This is a genomic window from Actinokineospora xionganensis, from assembly GCF_014323725.1.
Classification (GTDB): Bacteria; Actinomycetota; Actinomycetes; order Mycobacteriales; family Pseudonocardiaceae; genus Actinokineospora; species Actinokineospora xionganensis.
This window is the reverse complement of the sequence record NZ_JABVED010000002.1, coordinates 322634-342399: the sequence shown is the minus strand read 5'-3', so window position 1 is coordinate 342399 and position 19766 is coordinate 322634. Positions and strand designations below refer to the sequence as shown.

The following is a 19766-nucleotide window of genomic DNA, read 5'->3' as shown; positions in this document are numbered from 1 at the left end:
CGAGTCGACCGCGGAGCCCTCAGTTCGCGATGCCTCAGGCGGTTGGGCTCCGATGGACCTGTCGACGAATCTTCCGCATGTCGAAGTCACTTGCTTGAAGGACGCACTCACTTGCCTGGTGGGGCGACTCGTTTGCCTGGAGGGGCGACTCGCGGGTGGGGTCAGCCGGACTTCGAGCGCTCCCGCCAGGCCCGGGCCTTCTCCCGGTTTCCGCAGACCTGCATCGAGCACCAAGTCCGAGACCGGTTGCGCGACCGGTCGAAGAACGCCCACTGACACTCGTCAGCCGGACAGATCTTCACCCGCTCCCACTCGCCGAGCACCGCCAGACGACTCGCCGCCGCCAGAACCGCGCCCGCGACGTCCGGTGCCGACACCTTCGGCACACCCGCGACCACCGAGACCCGAACGTCCGCATCGGGCGGTGGCGAGGCGGGCGCGCCGCCGATCAGGCCCCGCAACCCGTCGCGGACGGCTCGGACATGCGTGGGGTCACCGGCGGTCAGACCGCGCGCGGCCAGCCAGGCGTGCCATCTCAGGTCGTCGTCGAGCAGGTCGGCGTTCTCTTCGACGTCAAGGGTGTTCAGGAAGTCGAGGACCAACTCCACGTCGTGGGTAGAACTCACAAAACCACTGTAGGCCCTTTACCGGTTGACGGGTCCGCGCCTAACCGGCATGCTCATATCACCGGTTACGCATCTGGGAGGAAATCATGTCGGTACCCACACTCGGCTCGGTTGTTCTGGACTGTCCCGACCCGCTGGAGCTCTCGAAGTTCTATGCCCGCCTGCTCGACTGGCCGGAGCCCGATGCCGCAGAGGACAACTCCTGGTCGACCATCGGCAACGGCGGCACGCTGATCGAGTTCCAGGCGGTGGCGAACTACGAGGCGCCGACGTGGCCGGAGGGCGATCGGCCGCAGCAGTTCCATCTCGACCTCAAGGTCGAGGACATCGCGGCGGCCCACGAGCGGGCCGTCGAGATCGGCGCGAAGCTGCTCGACGAGCAGAAGTCGTTCCGCGTCTACGCCGACCCCGCCGGGCACCCGTTCTGCCTCTGCGCCTGCTGATCTCCACAGCTCACACCTCTATTCGCAGTGTGTATACACATGCTGTACAGTTCGGGTCATGTCAATCGGACACGCCTTGCTGGGGCTTCTGGAAACAGGGCCCAGGCACGGATATGACCTGAAGCGCACCTACGACGAGCACTTCGGCGCCGACCGCCCGCTGGCATACGGGCAGGTCTATTCGACGCTCTCGCGGCTGCTGCGCAACGGACTGGTGGAGGAGAGCGGTGTCGAACCTGGGGGCGGTCCGGAACGCAAGCGGTACTCGATCACGGACGCGGGCGTTACCGATGTCGCGGAGTGGCTCGTGACGCCGGAGAAGCCGGAGATCTACCTGCAGAGCGCGCTCTACACGAAGGTCATCCTGGCTCTCATGTCCGGCCGCAACGCCGCCGACGTGCTCGACGCCCAGCGGGTCGCGCACCTGCGGGCGATGCGCGAGCTGACCGTGCGCAAGCAGCGCGGCGACCTGGCCGACCAGCTCATCTGCGACCACGCGCTGTTCCACCTCGAGGCGGACCTGCGCTGGCTGGAGCTGACCACGGCCAGGCTCGCCGACCTCGGCAAGCAGGTGGCTTCGTGACCGAGCCGCTCCTGGTCGGCGCTGATCTACGCAAGACCTACGGCCAGTCCGCGGCGCTCGACGGTGCGTCGATGACCGTCGGCGCGGGGGAGATCGTCGCGGTGATGGGACCGTCGGGCTCGGGCAAGTCGACTCTGCTGCACTGCATGGCGGGGATCGTCGCGCCCGAGTCCGGCACGGTCGTCTACAACGGACAGACCCTGTCGACGATGTCGGACAAGGACCGCAGTGCGTTGCGCCGCACCGAGTTCGGCTTCGTGTTCCAGTTCGGCCAGCTCGTCCCCGAGCTGACCTGCCTGGAGAACGTCGCCCTCCCGTTGCGCCTCGGCGGCCTGTCCCGCGGCAAGGCCGAGGAGTCCGCCCGGGAGTGGTTGGGGCGCCTGGAAGTCGACGGCGCGGCCGACAAGCGTCCCGGTGAGGTCTCCGGTGGCCAGGGCCAGCGGGTCGCCGTCGCCAGGGCGCTCGTCACCGGCCCGAAGGTGATCTTCGCCGACGAGCCGACCGGGGCGCTGGACTCGCTCAACGGTGAACAGGTCATGCGGCTGCTCATCGACACGGCGAAGGAGACCGGTGCCGCGATCGTCCTCGTCACCCATGAGCCGCGGGTCGCCGCGTACTCCGACCGCGAGGTCATCGTCCGCGACGGCCGCGCCCGCCAGGTGGAGATGGTGCAGTGAGGGCCTGGTTCAACGACCTGGTCATCGGGATCCGGTTGGCCGTCGGGGGCGGCCGGACCTCGGTGGCCAGGCTGGTCCTGAGCACGGTCGGCATCGGCATCGCCGTCGCGGTGCTGCTCCTGGCGTCCTCGGTCGGCCCGATGATCGACGCCCGTTACGAGCGGGCGGCGGCCACCCAGACGATTCCGGAGAAGATCGACGGCGTCGACCCGCTCTGGTACCTCAACAGTGGAACCAGTTTTCGCGGCGAGTCGATCAGCGTCGCGTACGTCTGGCCGACCGGGCACACCGCGCCGGTTCCGCCCGGCATCCCGAAGCTTCCGTTCGACGGCGACATGTACGTCACGCCCGCGTTGGCCGAACTCTTGGCACAGCCCGGAAACGACGAGCTGCGTGCCCGGTTCCCCTATCACACGGCCGGTGTGATCGCACCGGACGCCGTGATCGAGCCGGGGCACGCGCGGGCCTACGTCGGCGCGGGGCCGGAGGTGATGGGGCGCGGTGAGCGCGTGTACGGCTTCGGCTCCGGAACGCGGGTCGACCGGCCGCTCGACCCGAGCGTGCTTCTGTTGCTGCTCCTGGGATCCGTGGCGCTGCTCGTGCCGGTGTTCATCTTCGTCGCCGCCAGCACGAGGATCGCGGGCGCCGAACGCGACCGGCGGCTGTCCGCACTGCGGCTGGTCGGTGCCGACAGTGCCCAGGTTCGCCGCATCGCCGCCGCCGAGAGCCTGGTGAGCGCGATGGCCGGGCTGCTGTTCGGCACGGGCCTGTTCCTGGCAGGCAGGCAACTGGCCGAAGGCGTGCGGCTCAGGGGCGTCAGCGTGTACCCGGCGGACATAGTTCCGGTGTGGTGGATGGCGATCCTTATCGTGCTGGCGATCCCGGTCCTCGCCGTGTCCACCGCCCAGTTCGCCATGCGCCGCACGATCATCGAGCCGTTGGGCGTCGTCCGGTTCAGCAAGCCGGTCCGACGGCGGATGGCGTGGCGGTTCGCGACCGTCGGTCTCGGGGTCGCGTTGCTGCTGGCGGCCGACGGACTCAGCTCCAACAGCCAGTTCTGGGCCTATGTCGTCGCGTCCGGCGCCACTCTCGTGCTCATCGGTGTGCCGCTGCTGCTGCCGTGGGTCGTCGAACGCACGGTGGCCGTGGTGCGCGGTGGCCCCTCGTCGTGGCAGCTCGCGATCCGCAGGCTGCAACTCGACAGCGGCACGTCGTCCAGGGTCGTCGGCGGGGTCGCGGTGGTGCTCGCGGGCGCGATCGCGCTGCAGTGCGTGCTGGCGTCGCTCGCGGTCATATTCGACGCCCCACGGGAATTCGGGGAGGATCCCAGCGAGGCCAGCGCGACGGTGATGGGCACGAGCGAGGCGGTCGACGAGGTCGCCGAGTACCTCAGCCGGGCCGACCCGGCCGTTTCGATTTCCAGGTTCCGCGAAGCCTATGTCCGGTTCCCCGACGGCGACGCGATGGTGCACGTGCGAATCGTCGACTGCCCCACGATCGAACGGCAGCTCAAGGTCACCGATTGCGCCGACGGGCAGTTCTTCGTCCATCCCGGCGCGGAGGAACCGGCCGACGGCTTGACGCCCGGACGCGTCCTCTCCGTCCTGCACTACGGGGACGGCGGCCGAGGTCCAGGGCAGACGTATGGCAATTGGACAGTGCCCCCGGTTCGCCGAGCGCTGCAGTACTGGCCGACATCGATGTCCTGGTACGCGATCACCACACCCCAGTCCTTCCCCGTGGTGCCTGCCGAGGGGGTCACCGCGGGGCTCGTGGTCGACCCCGTCGACCCTGAGACCCTGGAGCGAATCCGCACCGGCGTTGCGCTGGCGCGGTGGGACGCGTACCTGTCGCAGCACATGGTGACCGAATACCAAGACCCCGACCGGGAGATGTTCGTGGCCGCCCGCCGCGGGCTGCTCATCGGATCGATGTTCACCTTGCTGCTGGCCGGAACCAGCCTGCTGGTGCTGGCGCTGGAACACATCCGGGAACGCCGCCGTCCGCTGGCGATCCTGGCCGCGAGCGGTGTCCCGACCGGGGCGCTGGCCCGCTCGCTGCTCTGGCAGATCGCGGTGCCGATCGGCCTTGGGATGGTGCTGGCGGTGGCGATCGGGGTCGTCCTCGCCGCCCTGGTCATGCGTCTCGCGGGCACTTCGACGCTGGTCGTCGACTGGGCGTGGGTGGGGACGATATCGCTGGCCGCGGTCGGGCTGGTCCTGCTCGTCTCGCTGGTGACCATGCCGTTTCTGCGTGGCGCCACCAGATTGAGCTCCATGCGAACCGAATAGCCGGGGGTTGTCAGCTGGGGACCGCTTCGGGGGCGGTCCCCAGCTGGCATTGTTCACATCAGCAGATACGCGGCGCTGCCCAGTCGTTCGATGGTGCCGTCCGACGGCGACGTGTCCAGCAGCGCCGCGACGCCGCGACGCTGGAACCTGGTCAGCACCGCGTGGCGGACTTGGCCGGTCTGGTTCTTCGTCCCCGAATGCCACAGGTGCGAGTTGAACAGCCAGCACGTCCCCGCCGCGCCCACCAGCACCACCTGGTCGGGGTGGTCCTCGTGTCCGTGCGGAGGCACGAACCCGTAGTCGAGGTGCGAGCCGGGGACCACGCGGGTGGCGCCGTTGTCCGCGGTGAAGTCCGTCAGCGCGACCACCGCGTTGCAGACCTGCCACCGTCCTGGACCCGCGCGGTCGATCGTGTCGATGTGCAGCGCCTGGCCGCCGTGGTCGGGGGTGCTCGCCCGGTAGTGCATCTCGCTGATGCGGAACTCGGGTCCCAGCAGGTGCCGGACCGCCGCGAGCAGGTGCGGGCGCAGCCAGAACGCGTTGAACACCATGCCCGCTTCGAGCAGTCCGCGCAGGTGCAGGGTCCCGCCCTGCCGCCCGCTGTCGCGAAGCCGGATCTCGACGTCGGCCAGCGCCGCGGCGACCTGGCCCGGGGACAGGAATCGGTCGAACCGGCAGTAGCCGAGTTCGTCGAGTTCGCTGAGCTGTTGCGGCGCCAGCAGGTCGGCACGGACTCCCAGTTCGGCGAGCACCTCATGCACGGATCCAGGTGTAGCCCAGCGATCGGCGCCACGCCACCGGATTCACCTGTTGGCTCCATCGCCCAAGGTCATTCTGTGTCCGGTACCACACTTTCGGCTGACTCGGCACTCACGGTGGGCACCACTACACCGGCGGGCCGGATTGTGTGTATCACGCGGGTATCGCCGCTGGCCCCCGCTCCCTACGTTGGCCTCACCCCGACGACGTGGAGGCCTCCCGATGTTCGCCCGCATCGCCTTGACCGCGGTCTGCCTGGCTCTCACCGCCGTGCCCGCCGCCGCGACCGGCCACAGTGGACGCTGCGCGGCCGACCGGCTGCACGTGCCCGGCGCGCAGCGCCAGTTGGCCGCCTGTCTGGACGACCTCACAACCGTCGGCACCGCGGTCACTGGACACACCGTCACCGCCGACTGGGCCGGACTGACCTCCGCGGGACTGCCCAGGCCCGTGGCCGTGCCCGGCGTCCAGCTCGACGGCCACTTCGACGACACCTCCACCGGCAACACCCATCACGGCTGGAACTCCGACGCCCAGTTCGTCCTGCGGATGCCGGAGCGCTGGAACGGCGGGTTGGTCGTCACCGGCGCCCCCGGGGTGCGCAGGCAGTACGCCAACGACCGGGCGATCGCCGACCACGTCCTCGCCGCCGGATACGCGTTCGCCGCCACCGACAAGGGCAACACCGGCATCGGCTTCCACAGCGACGGCAGGCGCCCCGGTGACGCGGTCGCGGAGTGGAACACCCGGGTCACCCAGCTGACGATCGCGGCGAAATCCACTGTGGCGCAACACTATGGCCGCCCACCCGCGCGGACGCTGATGGCCGGGCTGTCCAACGGCGGGTACCTCGTGCGCTGGCAGTTGGAGAACCGGCCAGGCCTCTACGACGGCGGTGTCGACTGGGAGGGCACGCTGTGGACCGAGGAGGGGCCGAACATGTTCACGTCCCTTCCCGCCGCGATCCGCCATTACCCGGCCTACGCCGCGGGTGATCCCGCCGCGCACCAGGCGATCCTGGACGCCGGTTTCGCGCCGGGCTCGGAATTCCTGTGGCCGTTCCACCACCAGGTCTACTGGGACCTCACCCAGCGCATCTACCGCGAGGAGTTCGACCCCGCCTTCGACGGCGACCGTCAAGCCGGAATCCCCTTCTGCGCCAGCGGAACACCGGACTGCGACGCGGACTACGACTACGCCGCGCGACCGAAATCGGTGCACCGGGCGGTGGAGCGGATCTCGCTGACCGGCCGGATCCACAAGCCGCTGATCACCCTGCACGGCACACTCGACGCCCTGCTCCCGATTTCGCGGAGCTCGGACGTCTACGCGCACCTGGTGACCGCACAGGACCGCGGCGCGCTGCACCGGTACTACCGGATCGACGGCGGGACCCATGTGGACGGTCTCTATGACGTCTATCCGGATCGGCTCCGGCCACTCGGCCCGTGCTTCCGGACCGCGTTCGACGCGCTGGAAGGTTGGCTGGACGGCACCCCGCCGACCGGAACTCTTATGCCGATATCCGCTTCTACCTGCGGGTACTCCGGAAAATGAACCAATATATGGGAATACGTTAATAGGTGACCCAGGTCACAAATGTCCCAGGGTGAATGCGCCCCCGGTGAGGATCCTGAAGTCCCACTCCCCTGCATGGAGGACATATGACTCAGGATCGTTCTATGCGTGCGCGCACCGTGATGCTCGCGGCGACGCTCGCGCTCGGTGGCCTGACCCTCGCCGGCGGTGCCGTCGCCGAGACCGGTGGTTCCGCCGTCGCCCTTCGCCCGGAACTGTGCGCGGGCCCGCTTTCCTCCGACCGCGTCAAGCCGGGCACCGCCCCCGGCGTGGAGCGCAACGAGATCACGCAGGAAGAGGCCGAGCGGGTCAACCGCCGGCTGCGCTTCCAGGTCGCGTCGATGAAGGCGAACGGCGCCTACTCGGCGGGCGCGACCATCCCGGTCGTGTTCCACATCATCACCGGCAACGGCGGTGTCGGCTCGATGTCCGACGCGACCGTGGCGCAGCAGATCAAGGTCCTCAACGACGGCTTCGCGGGCGCCGAGGCCCCGGGTGTCGCCGCGAACACCGGCTTCACCTTCACCCTGCAGGAGACCAAGCGCTGGTCGAACAACACCTGGTTCACCAGGCTGGACCGCTCCAGGGTCGAGAAGGAGATGAAGGCCGCGACCCGCGTCGGCGGCGCGAGCACCCTCAACGTCTGGTCGGCCGACATCGGCGGTCTGGGTTGGGCCTACTTCCCGTCGAGCTACAGCAGCAACCCGACCCTCGACGGCGTCGTGATCGACTACACCAGCGTCCCCGGTGGCAGCGCCACGAACTTCAACCTGGGCAAGACGCTGACCCATGAGGCCGGTCACTGGATGGGACTGTGGCACACCTTCCAGGGTGGCTGCACCACGACCAACGACTCGGTCGCCGACACCCCGGCGCAGTCCAGCTCGACGTCGGGCTGCCCGGAGGGTCGCGACTCCTGCTCGCTGCCCGGCCTGGACCCGATCCACAACTACATGGACTACTCCTACGACGACTGCTACAACCAGTTCACCCCGGGTCAGTCGACCCGCATGTCCGACGCCTGGGCCGCCTACCGCGCAGGCAAGTAAGGCTCTGACGGCAGGCTGTGTGAGGCAGCCGGTCGTTGCCGAAGGGGCTCGTCCTTGGACGGGCCCCTTTGGGCTGTCTAAGGCATGACGTCGTGCAACCGCAGGGCCAGTCGGATCTCCAGGGAACGTTCCGGGCTCTGCCAGTCCTCGCCGAGCAGCGAGCCGATCCGCTCCATCCGCTGCACCACCGTGTTCACGTGCACGTGCAGCACATCCTTGGCCTTGGTGAGGTTCGAGCCGCTGGCGAAGTACGCCCGCAGGGTTCGCAGCAGCTCCGTGCCCCGGCGCTCGTCGTAGGCCAGGACCGGGCCGAGCGTGGACCGCACGTACGCGTCCAGATCCGTCGCCTCGCCAAGCAGCAGGCCGACGAAACCCAGGTCCGCCATCGACCCGCCCTGTCCGGACCGCCCGAGCGCGAGCAGCGACCGCAGGCACCTCGCCGCCTCCGCGTGCGCCTCGACCAGGGCGCTGACGCCCGCCACCGGACCCGCGGCGCCGACCGTGACGGCGGTGTCCAAAGTGGACCCCAGGGTGGTCGCCATCCGCGCCGCCAGCTTCCCCGGCGCGGCCTCCCGGCTCAGCACGACGACCTGGTCGGCGTGCACACCGACCAGTGCGCCGTAGCGCGCGGCGGCGAGTGCCAGGCGTCGTCGCGGAACCTGGTCGGCGGTGGCCACCAGCACCGCGTGCGGCTCGGTCAGGTCGACGCCCAATCGCCTGCCGCGGGCGAGAAGGGCGCCCGGGTTGCGGTCGGGGGCGGTGAGCAGGTCGGTCAGCAGCTCGCCGCGGACCTCGTCCTCGGCCTGGGCCACCGACCGGCGCAGCATCAGCAGCAGCGCCGTCACCACGCCCGCGCGTTCGAACAGGCGTCGGTCGGCGTCGGCCAACTCGGGCCTGCCGGTGAGCACGAGACTGCCCAGCAGCTCCTGTCCCGCGTGCACCGCGCACACCCAGTTGTCCTGAGTGGACACCGCGCGCCCGGAAGAGCGGGACTTGCCGACGGCTTTCACCGACAGCCGAGCCGAGCCCGCACCGACCCGGGCCAGCTCGACTCCCGCGGCGTCGTACACGGCGATGCCGCCGTGCAGCACTTCCGCGACCGCGGCGGCCACATCGGGGACGTCGCCGCCGCGCAGCACGACGTCCATCAGCTTGTCGTGGGCCTCCTCCGCGCGGCGCATGGCGGCGTTGTGCGCGCTGATCGTCTCGTTGGCGCTGTTGAGATCCGCGAGCGCGAGCCGGGTCTCGTCGAGCAGGTGGGCGTTGTCGATGGCGATCGCCGCGTGGTCGGCCAACGAGGCCAGCAGCGCGACCTCCTCCGCGGCGAAGTCCCGCGGCGTCCGGTCGGCGGCGTAGAGGACGCCGATCACCTTGCTGCCCAACAGAAGCGGCACACCCAGGATCGCCGCCAGACCCTCGTCGCGCACGGAGGTGTCGATCGGGTTCGTGTGCCGGAAGCGCTCGTCGGCGAAGTAGTCACGGGTCGCGTAGGGCCGGGCGGTCTGCGCGACGAGCCCGCCGAGACCCTCGCCCATCGCCAGCGTGACCTGCTGGAACAGCGCCGACACCGAGCCGTCGGTGACCCGCATGTACGTGCGGCAGGCGACTTCGTCGTTCATCGACAGGTAGGAGACGTCCACGCCGAGCAGCATCCGCGCCCGGTGCACGATCGACCGCAGCACCGCGTCGGTGTCGCGCAGCCGGGCGAGATCGCTCGCGGTGTCGAACAGCGCGGTGAGCTCGGCTTCGCGCCGTCGGTGCTCAGCGACCGTGTGGCGCACCCGGAGCGCGTTCTCGGCGGCCTGCTCGACCAGCGCGAGCTCCGCCCCGTCGAGGCCCGAGGCCCGCGCGGTGGCGGCCACCTGCGCCAGTTGGTCCCCGCTCGCCCCGCGGGCGAGCAGGTCGAGCAGCGTGCGCACGGCGTCGTCGGCCATCACGATCGCCATCGTCGCACCTCATGCAATCCCCGAGTGGAAACCCCGGGGCCACCCGTGGTGGCGGATGGCCCCGGGGCTGGTCAGGACGCGCTCGGAGCCGGCTCGCGGGCCGTGCCGCCTGCCCGCTCACCCAGCGACTCGCCCTTGGACTCGCGGGCCGCGAGGACCGCGATCGTGGTGATCACGCACATCGCGACCACGTACAGCGACACCGGGATGGTGCTGTTGTACTCCCGGAACAGAGCGACCGCGATCAGCGGCGCCACCGCGCCCGCGGCGATCGACGAGAGCTGGCTGCCGACCGACATGCCCGTGTAGCGCACGTGCGTCGGGAACTGTTCGGCGAAGAACGCGGCCTGCGGCCCGTACATCGCGCCGTGCAGGACCAGGCCCACGGTGGCGGCCAGGATGATGGTCGCGGGCGACTTGGTGTCCAGCAGCGCGAAGAACGCGAAGCTCCACACCGCCATGCTCACCGCGCCGATCAGGTACACCGGCCTGCGGCCGATCCGGTCGGAAAGAGCACCCCACAAGGGGATCGAGATGAAGTGCACGGCCGACCCGACCAGCACCGCGTTGAGCCCGACGCCCTTGGCCATGCCCAGGCCGGTGGTGACGTACACCAGGATGAACGCGGTGATCACGTAGTACGACACGTTCTCGGCCATGCGCGCGCCGATGGCGATCAGCACCCGACGCCAGTGGCCGCGGAACACCTCGACCACCGGGACGTGCTTCTCCTCGCGCTCCGCGGCCTTCGCCTGCGCGGCGAGGAACACCGGCGACTCGGTGACGGTGAGCCGGATCCACAGGCCGATCACCACGAGGACACCGGAGAGCAGGAACGGGATCCGCCAGCCGTAGGACATGAACGCCTCGTCGGTCTGCACCGCGGCGAGCACCGCGAGAACGGCGGTGGCCAGCAGGTTCCCGCCCGGCGCGCCGCACTGCGGCCACGACGCCCAGAACCCGCGCCGCTTGTCGTCGCCGTGCTCGGAGACGATCAGCACCGCGCCGCCCCACTCGCCGCCCAGCGCGAAGCCCTGGATCAGCCGCAGCAGCGTCAGCAGGATCGGCGCGCCCACGCCGATGGCGGCGTAGGTGGGCAGCAGGCCCATGGCGAAGGTCGAGCCGCCCATCAGCAGCAGGCTCACCACGAGCAGTTGCTTGCGGCCGATCTTGTCACCGAAGTGGCCGAACACCAGCCCGCCGATGGGCCGGGCCAGGAATCCGATCGCGTAGGTGAGGAACGCCAGCAGCGTCCCGGTCAGCGGGTCGGTGTTGGGGAAGAACAGCTTGTTGAAAACCAGGGCCGCGGCGGAGGTGTAGAGGAAGAAGTCGTACCACTCGATGGTCGTGCCGATGAGACTCGCGCTCACGATGCGCACGAACGACTTGTCGGATGCCAAGGGAGACACCTCTTTCGGGGAGGCTGGGGGATGAGGACTGCGAGGATCAGGCCGGCTCAGGTCGCGGTCCAGCCACCGTCGACCGGGACCGAGGCCCCGGTCAGGTGGCCGGAATGTGGGCCGCAGAGCCAGAGCACGAGTTCGGCCACGTCCTCGGGCTCGATCAGCCGCTTGACCGGCGCGCGGTGCAGCAGCACCCGCTCGACGACCTCGTCGGCGCCGATCCCGTGCTCGCGGGCCTGGGCGTCGATCTGGTTCTGCACCAGCGGGGTCCGCACGTAGCCGGGGCTGACGCAGTTGCTGGTCACGCTGTGCGGGGCGCCCTCGATGGCGGCGACCTTCGAGAGCCCCTCCAGCCCGTGCTTGGCCGCCACGTAGGCGGACTTGAACGCGCTGGCCCGCAGGCCGTGGACGCTGGAGATGTTCACGATCCGGCCCCAGCCGCGGGCGTACATGTGCGGCAGGGACCGGCGGATCAGCAGGAACGGCGCGGTCACCATGACCCGCTGGATCAGGTCGAACCGCTCCGGCGGGAACTCGTGCAGGGCGGCCACGTGCTGCAGCCCGGCGTTGTTCACCAGGACATCGACGTCGGTCGGCAGCGTGTCGAGCGCGTCGGGGTCGGACAGGTCCACCCCGTGTGCCCAACCGCCGACCTCGGCGGCGACCAGTTCGGCGCCGGGCTGGTCCCGGTCGACGACATGCACCTTCGCGCCCGCCGCCGCCAGCACCCGTGCGCACGCCCGGCCGATCCCGCTCGCCCCGCCGGTGACCAGCGCGGAGCGACCGTCGAGGAGGTGAAGGGGATCACTGCTCATGGGTGGCGACGTTAGGTTCGGCGCGTCGGGCGAACCATGTGCGGGCAGGCCACAAACCGGCACGTTCGGGTGTCTGATCAAGCTATGCGGACACGGGCATGCCACTTTGCGTAGGCTGGCGACGTGATTTGTCCGAAGTGTCAGAACCCGATGCGTACGGTGGATCGTCTCGGCATCCACATCGACCAGTGCGACGGCTGCCGCGGGATCTTCCTGGACCGCGGCGAGCTCGAGCAGATCGTCGGTGCCGAGCAGCGATACACGACAGCCGCGGCACCGCCGCCTTACCAGGGTGCGCCTGCCCCGCATGTGCCGCCCGCACAGCACTACCCGCCTCCCGCACCGGCGTACGGGCACCGGGATTCGCCTCCCGGCTACCGTGACTCGCCCCCCGGGTACGGCCACGCCGGTTACGGCGGGCACGGCGGTCACTACAAGAAGAAGCGCAAGAGCTTCCTCGAAGAGCTCTTCGACTGAACCCGATGATCTGCGCGGCCTGCGGTGAGTGGGCCGACGCGCCCGCGGTCGAAGACTCCGTCCTCGTCTGTGCGCGATGTGGGCATCGGGAGCCGTTCCGGCGGCTCCCGATGTTCGCCGTGACCGGACCAAGCGGGACGGGCAAGTCGACGGTCTGCCGGGGTCTCACGAAGCTGCTCGGCGACCGCGCGGTCGTGCTTGAGCAGGACCTCCTGTGGGTCGGCGCCCTCCACGAGCCCGACGACGACTACGCCTCCTTCCGGCGGATCTGGCTGCGCATGGCGGCCACCATCCACCAGAGCGGTCGCCCGGTCGTCCTGTGCGGAACCGTCGCGCCCCCACAACTGGAACGCCGCCCCGAGCGCGTCCTGTTTTCGGAGATCCACTACCTGTCCCTGGTAGCCGACGACGACGTCCTCAGCAAACGTCTGCGCGCCCGCCCGGCCTGGCGCGGCTGGGACAACGAGCAGCGGATCACCGACATGCTGGACTTCAACACCTGGATCAAGAAGAACGCGGCGAGCACCTCACCGCCGATGGACCTGCTGGACACCACCACCGCCACCGTCGAGGAAACGACGGCCGCGGTCGCCGATTGGCTGCTCGCACGCCTCCCGTGATCGACCCGGGCCGGAGTTGTCCACAGACCCACCCCAGTTACCCACAGGTGTGCTCCCAGCCTGTCCACAGCCATTTTCGCTGGTTGCCCACAGTTTCCACCCCGCTGTCAACAACAGTCCCAAGGTTATCCACAATCTCGGGCCTGTTATCCACAGCGTTCCGCACACCCACCCCACGCACCCCACCCCCCGATAGACTCGCCAAGGGCAGCCCCCCGAGGTGGGTGGGGGCTTTGTTGTGGTCCGGGCGGTCATCGGCACTACTCGGTGGCCGTGGCACCGGGATCGCCAGTGGATAATCTGTGTAGATTTCTGTACAGTTGGCCCATGGCCGCACTGAAGCACGCGCGCGAGATCACGGTGACTGAAGCCAGCAGACGTGGCGTCGCCGGTCTCGTCGCGGATGCCGAGCACGGTGGGGCCTTGGTGGTCACCCGCCATCATCGCCGGGTGGCGGCGGTCGTCAGTGTTGATCGCCTCGCCGAGATCGAGGATGCGGCCGAGGATCTTCGCGACCTGGCGCTCGTGCTCGCCCGTTCAGTCACTGACAGCGGGCGTCGCACTTCCTTTGACGAGGTCTTGGCCGCCTTCGGGCACACCCGTGAGTCGCTCGCCGCGATCCAGGACGACGACTGATCCATGCCGGATGTCGTATTCACCGACGCCGCCATTGATGACCTGCGTCGGCTGGGGCCCGATGTGGCGCCAAGGGTGCTCAAGAAGATCCAGCTCTTGTTCGACAACCCCGAGGTAGGCGTGCCCCTCGGCGGAAAACTGACCGGCTTCCGCAAGCTCGTGGTCGGCCGAAACCACTGGCGCGTCGTCTATCGCGTCGATGAATCAGGCGCGATCGAGGTATGCGAAGTGTGGTGCGTGGGTGTCAGGTCGGACGCCGAGGTCTATGCGGAGGCAACCTCAAGGGTCGCGGAGATCTCGAACGAGAAACCGGCACTCGTGCGGCTCGTCGACGTGATCAACAGGCTCGGTCGGCTGGCGGGAGACACGATCGTCGAGGAAGTCCGCCAAGCTGAGCCGGTGCCGGACTGGCTCGCGGAACGGCTTATGCACAGCGCCGGGATTGCGGCGGAACGCGTTGCCGCGCTGGACCTTGAGCAGGCAGTGCGCCTCTGGGAGACGTTCATGACCTCGCCCCGCGACTGACCCCCTGACATACGTCAAGGCCCCGGTTCGATTTCTCGAACCGGGGCCTCGCCGTCGGGGGATTTACTTGGTGGTCTTCGTGGTGGAAGCCGTGGTGGTCTTGCGGGCAGCCGGCTTGCGGGCCGGGGCCGTCTTGTTCGCCACGCGGCGGGTGGTGCTGCGGACCTCCGAAGCGGCCTCGTCACCGGCCTCCTCGATGGCCTCCGCGACCTCGGCGGCGATCTTCTGGGTGCGCACGGCGGTCTTCTCGCCGACCGAGCGGGTCTTGCGGGTCACCTTGGCCAGGATGTCCTCGGCCAGGGCGCGGGCGTCGCCCGCCGCGTCGCCGGCGCGCTGCTGGGCGGCCTCGATGGCCTCCTCGAGCTGCTCGACGACCTTCTTGACCTGCGGCTGCGCCTTGAGCTTGTCCAGCGCGTCCTCGCCCTGGTCGGCCAGCTTCTGGTACAGCTTCACCGCGGCCTCGGTGTACTCGTCGACCAGCTTGCGCAGCTCGGCCGGGTCCAGCTTCTCGCGCAGGCCGGAGAGCTCGGTCGGGAGGTCGGCGGCGGCGGTCTTGGTGGACTCGGCGCGCACCTTGGCCTTGTTCACCGCGTCGGCGACGGCCTTGGCGGCCAGGTCACCGGCGCCCAGGGCGGCCAGCAGCGGGGTGCGGACCTGCTCGACGGCGGTGTTCACCGCGGCGGCGGCCTGCTCGCCTGCCTTGCGGACGTCAGTGCTCTTGGTCATGCGGGTTCACTCCTTGAGGTGGGGTCCGTCTTGGGGGTTTCGTCGTCCACATCAGACCCCTCCACTGTGGACTGGTTGGCGTTCTCGCGCCGGAATGACTCATAGATGTCAAGCAGGACTTGCTTCTGCCGCTCGGTCAGCTCGTCGGCTGCCCGCACGGCGTCGACCACGGGTCCGCCCGCCGGAAGATCGAGGATCCCCGCCTGGACGTAGAGCGCCTCGGCGGAAATCCGAAGCCCCTTGGCTATCTGCTGCAAGATCTCGGCACTGGGCTTGCGCAGACCACGTTCGATCTGGCTGAGGTACGGGTTGGACACACCAGCGAGCTTCGAGAGCTGACGCAGCGAGATCTTCGCCGAGTTGCGCTGGTGCTTGATGTACTCACCGATGTCGCGTCCGAGGTCGGCGACCTTGTCGATCGCCCTGGCCTCGCCGGTTCCGACCTCGTCCATCCAGCCTCCTTGTGACAGTTCCGACGCTACGCGCTACCGCTAGCAATTGCAAGCACTCTGCTTGCAACCGGACCGTGCGGTCTGTCACAACTACGGGTTACCCAACTGGCGCGAAGCGCTAACGGACACGCATGTGGTGAAGCGGACGGTTTCGCACGTAGGCTGGGCACGTGCCGGAGACCGCTTTTTGGATCTTGCGAATCATCGACTGGGCCGCCGTGCCCGTCGGTGTGTTCGCGCTCGTCCACGCGCTGATGCAGCGACCGGACGCCTATTCCGCCGCCGACCGCATGACCAAGATGGCCTGGGTCGGCATCACGGGCGCGTCCACGGTCGCGCTGCTGTTGTTCAGCTTCGCGGGCAGAGGCTGGATCTTCTGGATGGCGGGCCTGGTCGCCGCGCTCGTGTACCTGGTGGACGTGCGCCCAAAGCTGATCGAGGTCCAGCGCGGCCCCCGCTGGTGATCCGCCGGGCCTACGGGTCCGGTGATCCGGTCACCCTGGTCGTCCCCGGTCTCGGGGCCACCGCGGGCGAGGCGCGCATCCCGGCTTCCGGCCTGCCGGGCACCCGAATCGTGCTGACCCTCCCCGGTCACGCCGACGCCCCTGACCCGCCTGCCGACTACTGGACCTATCCGACGCTGGCCAAGGTCATCGGCCAGATCGACGCACCCCAGGCCGTCGGCGTCTCGCTCGGCGCCGCCGCGCTGTCCGCGCTGGTCAGCGCCGAGCCCGACCGCTTCGACCGGATCGTCCTGATGTTCCCCGCCGCCCTGTCGCGACCACGGACCAACGCGCACCTGGTCGAGGCGATGGCCGCCGCGGTCGACTCCGGTGACCGCGCCCGCCTGCGCGACCTGCTGGGCGTCCTCCCCGGCGCGGGCTCCTACCTCGAAGACCGCGCCGACGCCCTCATGCGTCTGGGCCCCGCCCTGCACGCCGTCGCGACCCAGGTGCCGGTGCCGGCCCCTGAGACGCTGCGCCAAGTCCGGGCGCAAGTCCTGATCATCGCCGCCAAGGACGACCCCCTGCACCCGCTCTGCGTCGCGCAGGAGGCCGCAGAGGCCTTCCCGAACTCCCGACTTGAGGTGCTGCCGTCGGCGTATCCGCTGGTCACGCACCGCAAGGAGATCCGGGCGCTGTTGACCGGCTTCCTAGGTGATCAGCACCAATAGCGTTCCCACCGCCACGGCCGACCCGATCAGCAGCGTCGCGCAGCCGCCGAGGACCACCCGCTGAGGGGTTCGCCCGCGCAGCGTCAGGAAGATCGCCAAAGCCACGGTGAGCACCGTGATCGCCATGAACGCGACCGCCCCCGAGTACGGCCGGCCGCGCATGGTGGGCGCGAAGAGCGCGACGAGGAAGCACACCACTCCGGCCGTCGCGAACAGCACGCCGGACGCGATCAGGACCAGTGCTTTGGTGGTTCCCGTCCGATCGGTCACGCCTGCAGAGCTTAGGCGGCTTCCTCGGGCATCAGGATCCAGCAGGCCAGGTAGATCAGCACGCCGGTGCCGAACCCGAGGATCGTCGCCACGACGAGTCCGATCCGCACCAGGGCGGCGTCGATACCGAGCGTCTTCGCGACACCGCCACACACACCGGCGACCATCTTGTCGGTCCGGCTGCGGCGCAGCGTGCGGGTGGTCTTGGTGTCTGCATCGCTGTAGTTCGTCATACCTCAAGGTTGCTCGACCACGGCCGCCCGGACATCGGGGAACGACCCTGGTTTTCGTCTCGGGGTCGTCTCCGGGTGCGCGCGCGGATACTGTGGCTGGATGGAGCAGCCGCGGGACGTCGCCGCCGCACTCGACCGTGTCGGCTACCTGGCCGACGAGGGTTTGGCCACCGCGGCCTTCCTCGCCATGCGGATGGGCCGCCCGCTGTTCTGCGAAGGCGAGCCCGGCACCGGGAAGACGTCGCTGGCCACCGCGCTGGCCGAGGCACTGGGCCTTGAGCTGATCCGCCTGCAGTGCCACGAGGGCATCGACGCCACCCAGGCCCTCTACGACTGGGACTTTCCCCGCCAACTCCTGCACCTGCGGGCCCTGGAGGCCGCGTCCCCCGGGCGGCTCGACCCGGACGAGGCGGAGAAGTCGCTGTACAGCCGCCGTTTCCTGCTCGCCCGGCCGCTGCTGCGGGCGCTGGAGGAAGCGCCGTGCGTGCTCCTGGTGGACGAGGTCGACCGGGCCGACGACGAGTTCGAGGCGTTCCTGCTGGAGGTCCTCAGCGAGAACGCGGTCACCATCCCGGAGCTCGGCGAGATCCGCGCTTCCGTTCCGCCCCTGGTGATCCTCACGTCCAACCGCACCCGCGAGGTCCACGACGCGCTCAAGCGGCGCTGCCTCTACCACTGGCTGGAACACCCGGACCTGGCCCGGGAGGTGGCCATCCTGCGCCGCCGGGTGCCGGGCATCGGCGAGCGTCTGTCCACACAGGTCGCGTCCGCGGTTCGGCGACTGCGGTCGGCGGAGCTGCTGAAGCCGCCCGGTGTGGCGGAGTCGATCGACTGGGCGCAGGCGCTGCTCGCGCTGAACCGCACGGAACTCGACGCGGCGAGCGCGGCCGTCACCCTCGGCGCGGTCCTCAAGTACCGGGAGGACGCCGATCGGGTCGTCGCCGCCGGGCTCGACGCGCTGCTCTCGCGCTAAATCGCTCGCGTTCACCGCACCCGCCGGCGCACCATTGACCCAGGCCGGCCCGGACGACGAGTGGCGGCGTCGGATGGGATGTGGAGCGGAGCCGCTCGGTGAAGCGGCTCCGCTTATCCCTTGGCTGCTACTTGGTCGGCAGCGGCGGCAGAATCGTGTCGAACAGCCATCGGGCGAACAGCTCGGTCAACGGCCACGGCGTGTGCCGCTGCGCCATTGTCGTGAACGCCTCAGTGGTCACCACGCCGTGCTCGTGAGTGGAGGTCCACTCGCGCAGCAGGGCGAAGAAAGCGCTGTCCCCCAAACGAAGTCGCAGCGCGTGCAAGGTCATGGCGCCGCGCGAATACACGCGGTCGTCGAAGATCCTCTGTGCGCCGGGATCGGCGAGTCGTAGATCTTGTGGCTGCACAACGGTTTCCCGCCAGGACCGGCGCGCATGGGCGTCGGCGCTGTCGCCGCCGGACACCTCCGACCACAGCCATTCCGCGTAGGTGGCGAAGCCCTCGTTGAGCCAGATGTGCCGCCACTCGGCGACGGTGAGGCTGTTGCCGAACCACTGGTGCGCGAGCTCGTGCGCCACCAGGTTCTCCGACCCGCGCCTGCCGTCGACGTGGTTCGAGCCGAAGATCGACAGCGCCTGCGCCTCGACCGGCGCGTCCAGCTCCGCGTCGACGATCACCACGCCGTAGCGGTCGAACGGGTACGGGCCGAACATCGCGTCGAACTCCGCGAGCATCTTCGGCTGCCTGCCGAAGTCGTGCTGGAACGGCACCACCAGCCGGGCGGGCACCGCCGCATGCACGGTCCCGGCTTCGCTGAGCGCGTACCGTCCGATCTGGACACTGATCAGGTACGCGGAAGTCGGCTGGGCCAGCCGGTACACCCAGGTGGTCGTCGACGCCGAGGTCCGCCGCGACTCCAGCACCCCGTTCGCCACCACCTGGTACGGCGACGCCACGGTCACCGCGATCCGGTACGTGGCCTTGTCGCTGGGGTGGTCGTTGCACGGGAACCACGACGGAGACCCGATCGGCTGGCTCGCCACGATCACCCCGTCGTCGAGGTAGTCCCAGCCCAACTCGCCCCACACGGTCGCGACCGGCTCGGGTGAGCCGACGTAGCGCACCTCCACCAGCACCGGGCTCACCGCGGGCAGTGGACGCGCGGGCGTGACGTGCAGCTTCGAGCCGCGCTGGGCGTAGCGGGCCGCCTTGCCCCCGACGGTCACCTTGGTGACCCGCAGCTTGCCGAAGTCGAGACTGAACCTGCTCAGCGCGTGCGTGGGGGCCAGGGTGAGCCGGGCCAGTCCGTCCAGCCTGCCCGGACCGACCCGGTAATCCAGTTCGAGGTCATAGTGCGTGACCCGATAGCCGCCGTTGCCGTGCTGCGGGAGGTATGCGTCGGCCGACGTCGTCGCGCCGGGCTCCCCAGCGTCAGCCTTGGCGCTCATGCGGCCACCTCACAGGTTCGGTGGCTCCACTCGCGAAGGCACTGTGTCGATGGTTCGCTC

The 19766-nt window shown here is 69.4% G+C and carries 23 protein-coding genes; 13 read left to right on the top strand and 10 right to left on the bottom strand.

Translation table 11 applies throughout. The annotated features are described in order from the left end of the window. Positions 1 to 161: 161 nt before the first annotated feature. Positions 162 to 626, bottom strand: coding sequence for a CGNR zinc finger domain-containing protein (locus tag GPZ80_RS05225; protein WP_187218595.1), 465 nt, complete (start codon positions 624 to 626; stop codon positions 162 to 164). 83 nt (positions 627 to 709) lie between these two features. Here GPZ80_RS05225 and GPZ80_RS05220 point away from each other — a divergent pair, with 83 nt between their 5' ends. The 4 genes from GPZ80_RS05220 to GPZ80_RS05205 are packed head-to-tail and all read left to right on the top strand — an operon-like array spanning position 710 to position 4620. Beyond that, on the top strand, positions 710 to 1069 hold the full coding sequence (locus tag GPZ80_RS05220) for a VOC family protein (protein WP_187218997.1): 360 nt from the start codon (positions 710 to 712) through the stop codon (positions 1067 to 1069). Between the two features lie 58 nt (positions 1070 to 1127). Next, positions 1128 to 1652 (top strand): PadR family transcriptional regulator, encoded by a 525-nt coding sequence (locus GPZ80_RS05215; protein ID WP_187218593.1) that lies wholly within the window; start codon positions 1128 to 1130, stop codon positions 1650 to 1652. Further along, the gene (locus GPZ80_RS05210; RefSeq protein WP_312880123.1) at positions 1649 to 2329 is read left to right on the top strand and encodes an ABC transporter ATP-binding protein; all 681 of its coding nucleotides are present in this window, start codon (positions 1649 to 1651) and stop codon (positions 2327 to 2329) included. The genes GPZ80_RS05215 and GPZ80_RS05210 overlap by 4 nt, the downstream gene beginning before the upstream one ends. Beyond that, positions 2326 to 4620 (top strand): FtsX-like permease family protein, encoded by a 2295-nt coding sequence (locus GPZ80_RS05205; protein WP_187218592.1) that lies wholly within the window; start codon positions 2326 to 2328, stop codon positions 4618 to 4620. The genes GPZ80_RS05210 and GPZ80_RS05205 overlap by 4 nt, the downstream gene beginning before the upstream one ends. Positions 4621 to 4673: 53 nt before the next feature. Here the strand turns inward: GPZ80_RS05205 and GPZ80_RS05200 are convergent, their stop codons facing one another. Then, the gene (locus tag GPZ80_RS05200) at positions 4674 to 5381 is read right to left on the bottom strand and encodes a phytanoyl-CoA dioxygenase family protein (protein WP_187218591.1); all 708 of its coding nucleotides are present in this window, start codon (positions 5379 to 5381) and stop codon (positions 4674 to 4676) included. A gap of 220 nt (positions 5382 to 5601) precedes the next feature. Here GPZ80_RS05200 and GPZ80_RS05195 point away from each other — a divergent pair, with 220 nt between their 5' ends. Both GPZ80_RS05195 and GPZ80_RS05190 read left to right on the top strand, forming a co-directional pair. Continuing rightward, positions 5602 to 6936, top strand: a complete 1335-nt coding sequence (locus GPZ80_RS05195; RefSeq protein WP_187218590.1) for a 3-hydroxybutyrate oligomer hydrolase family protein — start codon at positions 5602 to 5604, stop codon at positions 6934 to 6936. Positions 6937 to 7061: 125 nt separating this feature from the next. Then, positions 7062 to 8006 (top strand): zinc metalloprotease, encoded by a 945-nt coding sequence (locus tag GPZ80_RS05190; protein ID WP_222718863.1) that lies wholly within the window; start codon positions 7062 to 7064, stop codon positions 8004 to 8006. A gap of 77 nt (positions 8007 to 8083) precedes the next feature. Here GPZ80_RS05190 and GPZ80_RS05185 read toward each other — a convergent pair whose 3' ends face one another. The 3 genes from GPZ80_RS05185 to GPZ80_RS05175 all read right to left on the bottom strand — a co-directional run bounded on the left by GPZ80_RS05185 (position 8084) and on the right by GPZ80_RS05175 (position 12170). Beyond that, the gene (locus GPZ80_RS05185; protein WP_187218588.1) at positions 8084 to 9952 is read right to left on the bottom strand and encodes a helix-turn-helix domain-containing protein; all 1869 of its coding nucleotides are present in this window, start codon (positions 9950 to 9952) and stop codon (positions 8084 to 8086) included. A gap of 71 nt (positions 9953 to 10023) precedes the next feature. Further along, positions 10024 to 11352 carry an MFS transporter gene (locus tag GPZ80_RS05180; RefSeq protein WP_187218587.1) on the bottom strand — a complete coding sequence of 443 codons (1329 nt, stop codon included), beginning with the start codon at positions 11350 to 11352 and terminating at the stop codon, positions 10024 to 10026. Between the two features lie 56 nt (positions 11353 to 11408). Beyond that, positions 11409 to 12170 (bottom strand): 3-hydroxybutyrate dehydrogenase, encoded by a 762-nt coding sequence (locus GPZ80_RS05175; RefSeq protein ID WP_187218586.1) that lies wholly within the window; start codon positions 12168 to 12170, stop codon positions 11409 to 11411. 123 nt (positions 12171 to 12293) lie between these two features. On the opposite strand from GPZ80_RS05175, the gene GPZ80_RS05170 reads away from it, so the two are divergent. The 4 genes from GPZ80_RS05170 to GPZ80_RS05155 all read left to right on the top strand — a co-directional run bounded on the left by GPZ80_RS05170 (position 12294) and on the right by GPZ80_RS05155 (position 14428). After that, the gene (locus GPZ80_RS05170) at positions 12294 to 12647 is read left to right on the top strand and encodes a TFIIB-type zinc ribbon-containing protein (RefSeq protein WP_187218585.1); all 354 of its coding nucleotides are present in this window, start codon (positions 12294 to 12296) and stop codon (positions 12645 to 12647) included. A gap of 110 nt (positions 12648 to 12757) precedes the next feature. Continuing rightward, on the top strand, positions 12758 to 13267 hold the full coding sequence (locus GPZ80_RS05165; RefSeq protein WP_312880150.1) for a P-loop nucleotide/nucleoside kinase family protein: 510 nt from the start codon (positions 12758 to 12760) through the stop codon (positions 13265 to 13267). Between the two features lie 327 nt (positions 13268 to 13594). Beyond that, positions 13595 to 13903: a type II toxin-antitoxin system prevent-host-death family antitoxin gene (locus tag GPZ80_RS05160; protein ID WP_187218583.1), complete on the top strand. Its 309-nt coding sequence runs from the start codon at positions 13595 to 13597 to the stop codon at positions 13901 to 13903. A 3-nt stretch (positions 13904 to 13906) separates the two neighbouring features. Further along, positions 13907 to 14428 carry a type II toxin-antitoxin system RelE family toxin gene (locus GPZ80_RS05155; protein ID WP_187218582.1) on the top strand — a complete coding sequence of 174 codons (522 nt, stop codon included), beginning with the start codon at positions 13907 to 13909 and terminating at the stop codon, positions 14426 to 14428. A gap of 63 nt (positions 14429 to 14491) precedes the next feature. On the opposite strand, the gene GPZ80_RS05150 is transcribed toward GPZ80_RS05155, so the two are convergent. Together GPZ80_RS05150 and GPZ80_RS05145 are read right to left on the bottom strand one after the other, a co-directional pair. Next, positions 14492 to 15154, bottom strand: a complete 663-nt coding sequence (locus GPZ80_RS05150) for a hypothetical protein (RefSeq protein WP_187218581.1) — start codon at positions 15152 to 15154, stop codon at positions 14492 to 14494. Next, positions 15151 to 15606 (bottom strand): helix-turn-helix domain-containing protein, encoded by a 456-nt coding sequence (locus GPZ80_RS05145; protein ID WP_222718861.1) that lies wholly within the window; start codon positions 15604 to 15606, stop codon positions 15151 to 15153. The genes GPZ80_RS05150 and GPZ80_RS05145 overlap by 4 nt, the downstream gene beginning before the upstream one ends. A gap of 170 nt (positions 15607 to 15776) precedes the next feature. Here GPZ80_RS05145 and GPZ80_RS05140 point away from each other — a divergent pair, with 170 nt between their 5' ends. Together GPZ80_RS05140 and GPZ80_RS05135 are read left to right on the top strand one after the other, a co-directional pair. Continuing rightward, positions 15777 to 16070, top strand: a complete 294-nt coding sequence (locus GPZ80_RS05140; protein ID WP_187218580.1) for a DUF2516 family protein — start codon at positions 15777 to 15779, stop codon at positions 16068 to 16070. Beyond that, complete coding sequence (locus tag GPZ80_RS05135; RefSeq protein WP_312880122.1) at positions 16067 to 16780, top strand: alpha/beta fold hydrolase; 714 nt, start codon at positions 16067 to 16069, stop codon at positions 16778 to 16780. The genes GPZ80_RS05140 and GPZ80_RS05135 overlap by 4 nt, the downstream gene beginning before the upstream one ends. Here the strand turns inward: GPZ80_RS05135 and GPZ80_RS05130 are convergent. Together GPZ80_RS05130 and GPZ80_RS05125 are read right to left on the bottom strand one after the other, a co-directional pair. Continuing rightward, the gene (locus GPZ80_RS05130) at positions 16760 to 17050 is read right to left on the bottom strand and encodes a hypothetical protein (protein ID WP_187218579.1); all 291 of its coding nucleotides are present in this window, start codon (positions 17048 to 17050) and stop codon (positions 16760 to 16762) included. The genes GPZ80_RS05135 and GPZ80_RS05130 overlap by 21 nt on opposite strands. Before the next feature lie 11 nt (positions 17051 to 17061). Continuing rightward, positions 17062 to 17283: a PspC domain-containing protein gene (locus GPZ80_RS05125; protein WP_187218578.1), complete on the bottom strand. Its 222-nt coding sequence runs from the start codon at positions 17281 to 17283 to the stop codon at positions 17062 to 17064. Positions 17284 to 17383: 100 nt separating this feature from the next. Between GPZ80_RS05125 and GPZ80_RS05120 the strand changes: the two genes are divergently transcribed. Then, positions 17384 to 18256, top strand: coding sequence for an AAA family ATPase (locus tag GPZ80_RS05120; RefSeq protein ID WP_187218577.1), 873 nt, complete (start codon positions 17384 to 17386; stop codon positions 18254 to 18256). A gap of 127 nt (positions 18257 to 18383) precedes the next feature. On the opposite strand, the gene GPZ80_RS05115 is transcribed toward GPZ80_RS05120, so the two are convergent. Then, complete coding sequence (locus GPZ80_RS05115) at positions 18384 to 19706, bottom strand: M1 family metallopeptidase (protein WP_187218576.1); 1323 nt, start codon at positions 19704 to 19706, stop codon at positions 18384 to 18386. Positions 19707 to 19766: the final 60 nt, after the last annotated feature.

What these genes read in the sequence shown, in the direction of transcription:
- GPZ80_RS05115 (WP_187218576.1), bottom strand. Translation starts at nt 19,706, where the DNA reads ATGAGCGCCAAGGCTGACGCTGGGGAGCCCGGCGCGACGACGTCGGCC.
- GPZ80_RS05150 (WP_187218581.1), bottom strand. Translation starts at nt 15,154, where the DNA reads ATGACCAAGAGCACTGACGTCCGCAAGGCAGGCGAGCAGGCCGCCGCC.
- GPZ80_RS05195 (WP_187218590.1), top strand. Translation starts at nt 5,602, where the DNA reads ATGTTCGCCCGCATCGCCTTGACCGCGGTCTGCCTGGCTCTCACCGCC.
- GPZ80_RS05155 (WP_187218582.1), top strand. Translation starts at nt 13,907, where the DNA reads ATGCCGGATGTCGTATTCACCGACGCCGCCATTGATGACCTGCGTCGG.
- GPZ80_RS05215 (WP_187218593.1), top strand. Translation starts at nt 1,128, where the DNA reads ATGTCAATCGGACACGCCTTGCTGGGGCTTCTGGAAACAGGGCCCAGG.
- GPZ80_RS05165 (WP_312880150.1), top strand. Translation starts at nt 12,758, where the DNA reads ATGTTCGCCGTGACCGGACCAAGCGGGACGGGCAAGTCGACGGTCTGC.
- GPZ80_RS05185 (WP_187218588.1), bottom strand. Translation starts at nt 9,952, where the DNA reads ATGGCGATCGTGATGGCCGACGACGCCGTGCGCACGCTGCTCGACCTG.
- GPZ80_RS05145 (WP_222718861.1), bottom strand. Translation starts at nt 15,606, where the DNA reads ATGGACGAGGTCGGAACCGGCGAGGCCAGGGCGATCGACAAGGTCGCC.
- GPZ80_RS05125 (WP_187218578.1), bottom strand. Translation starts at nt 17,283, where the DNA reads ATGACGAACTACAGCGATGCAGACACCAAGACCACCCGCACGCTGCGC.
- GPZ80_RS05160 (WP_187218583.1), top strand. Translation starts at nt 13,595, where the DNA reads ATGGCCGCACTGAAGCACGCGCGCGAGATCACGGTGACTGAAGCCAGC.
- GPZ80_RS05190 (WP_222718863.1), top strand. Translation starts at nt 7,062, where the DNA reads ATGCGTGCGCGCACCGTGATGCTCGCGGCGACGCTCGCGCTCGGTGGC.
- GPZ80_RS05175 (WP_187218586.1), bottom strand. Translation starts at nt 12,170, where the DNA reads ATGAGCAGTGATCCCCTTCACCTCCTCGACGGTCGCTCCGCGCTGGTC.
- GPZ80_RS05120 (WP_187218577.1), top strand. Translation starts at nt 17,384, where the DNA reads ATGGAGCAGCCGCGGGACGTCGCCGCCGCACTCGACCGTGTCGGCTAC.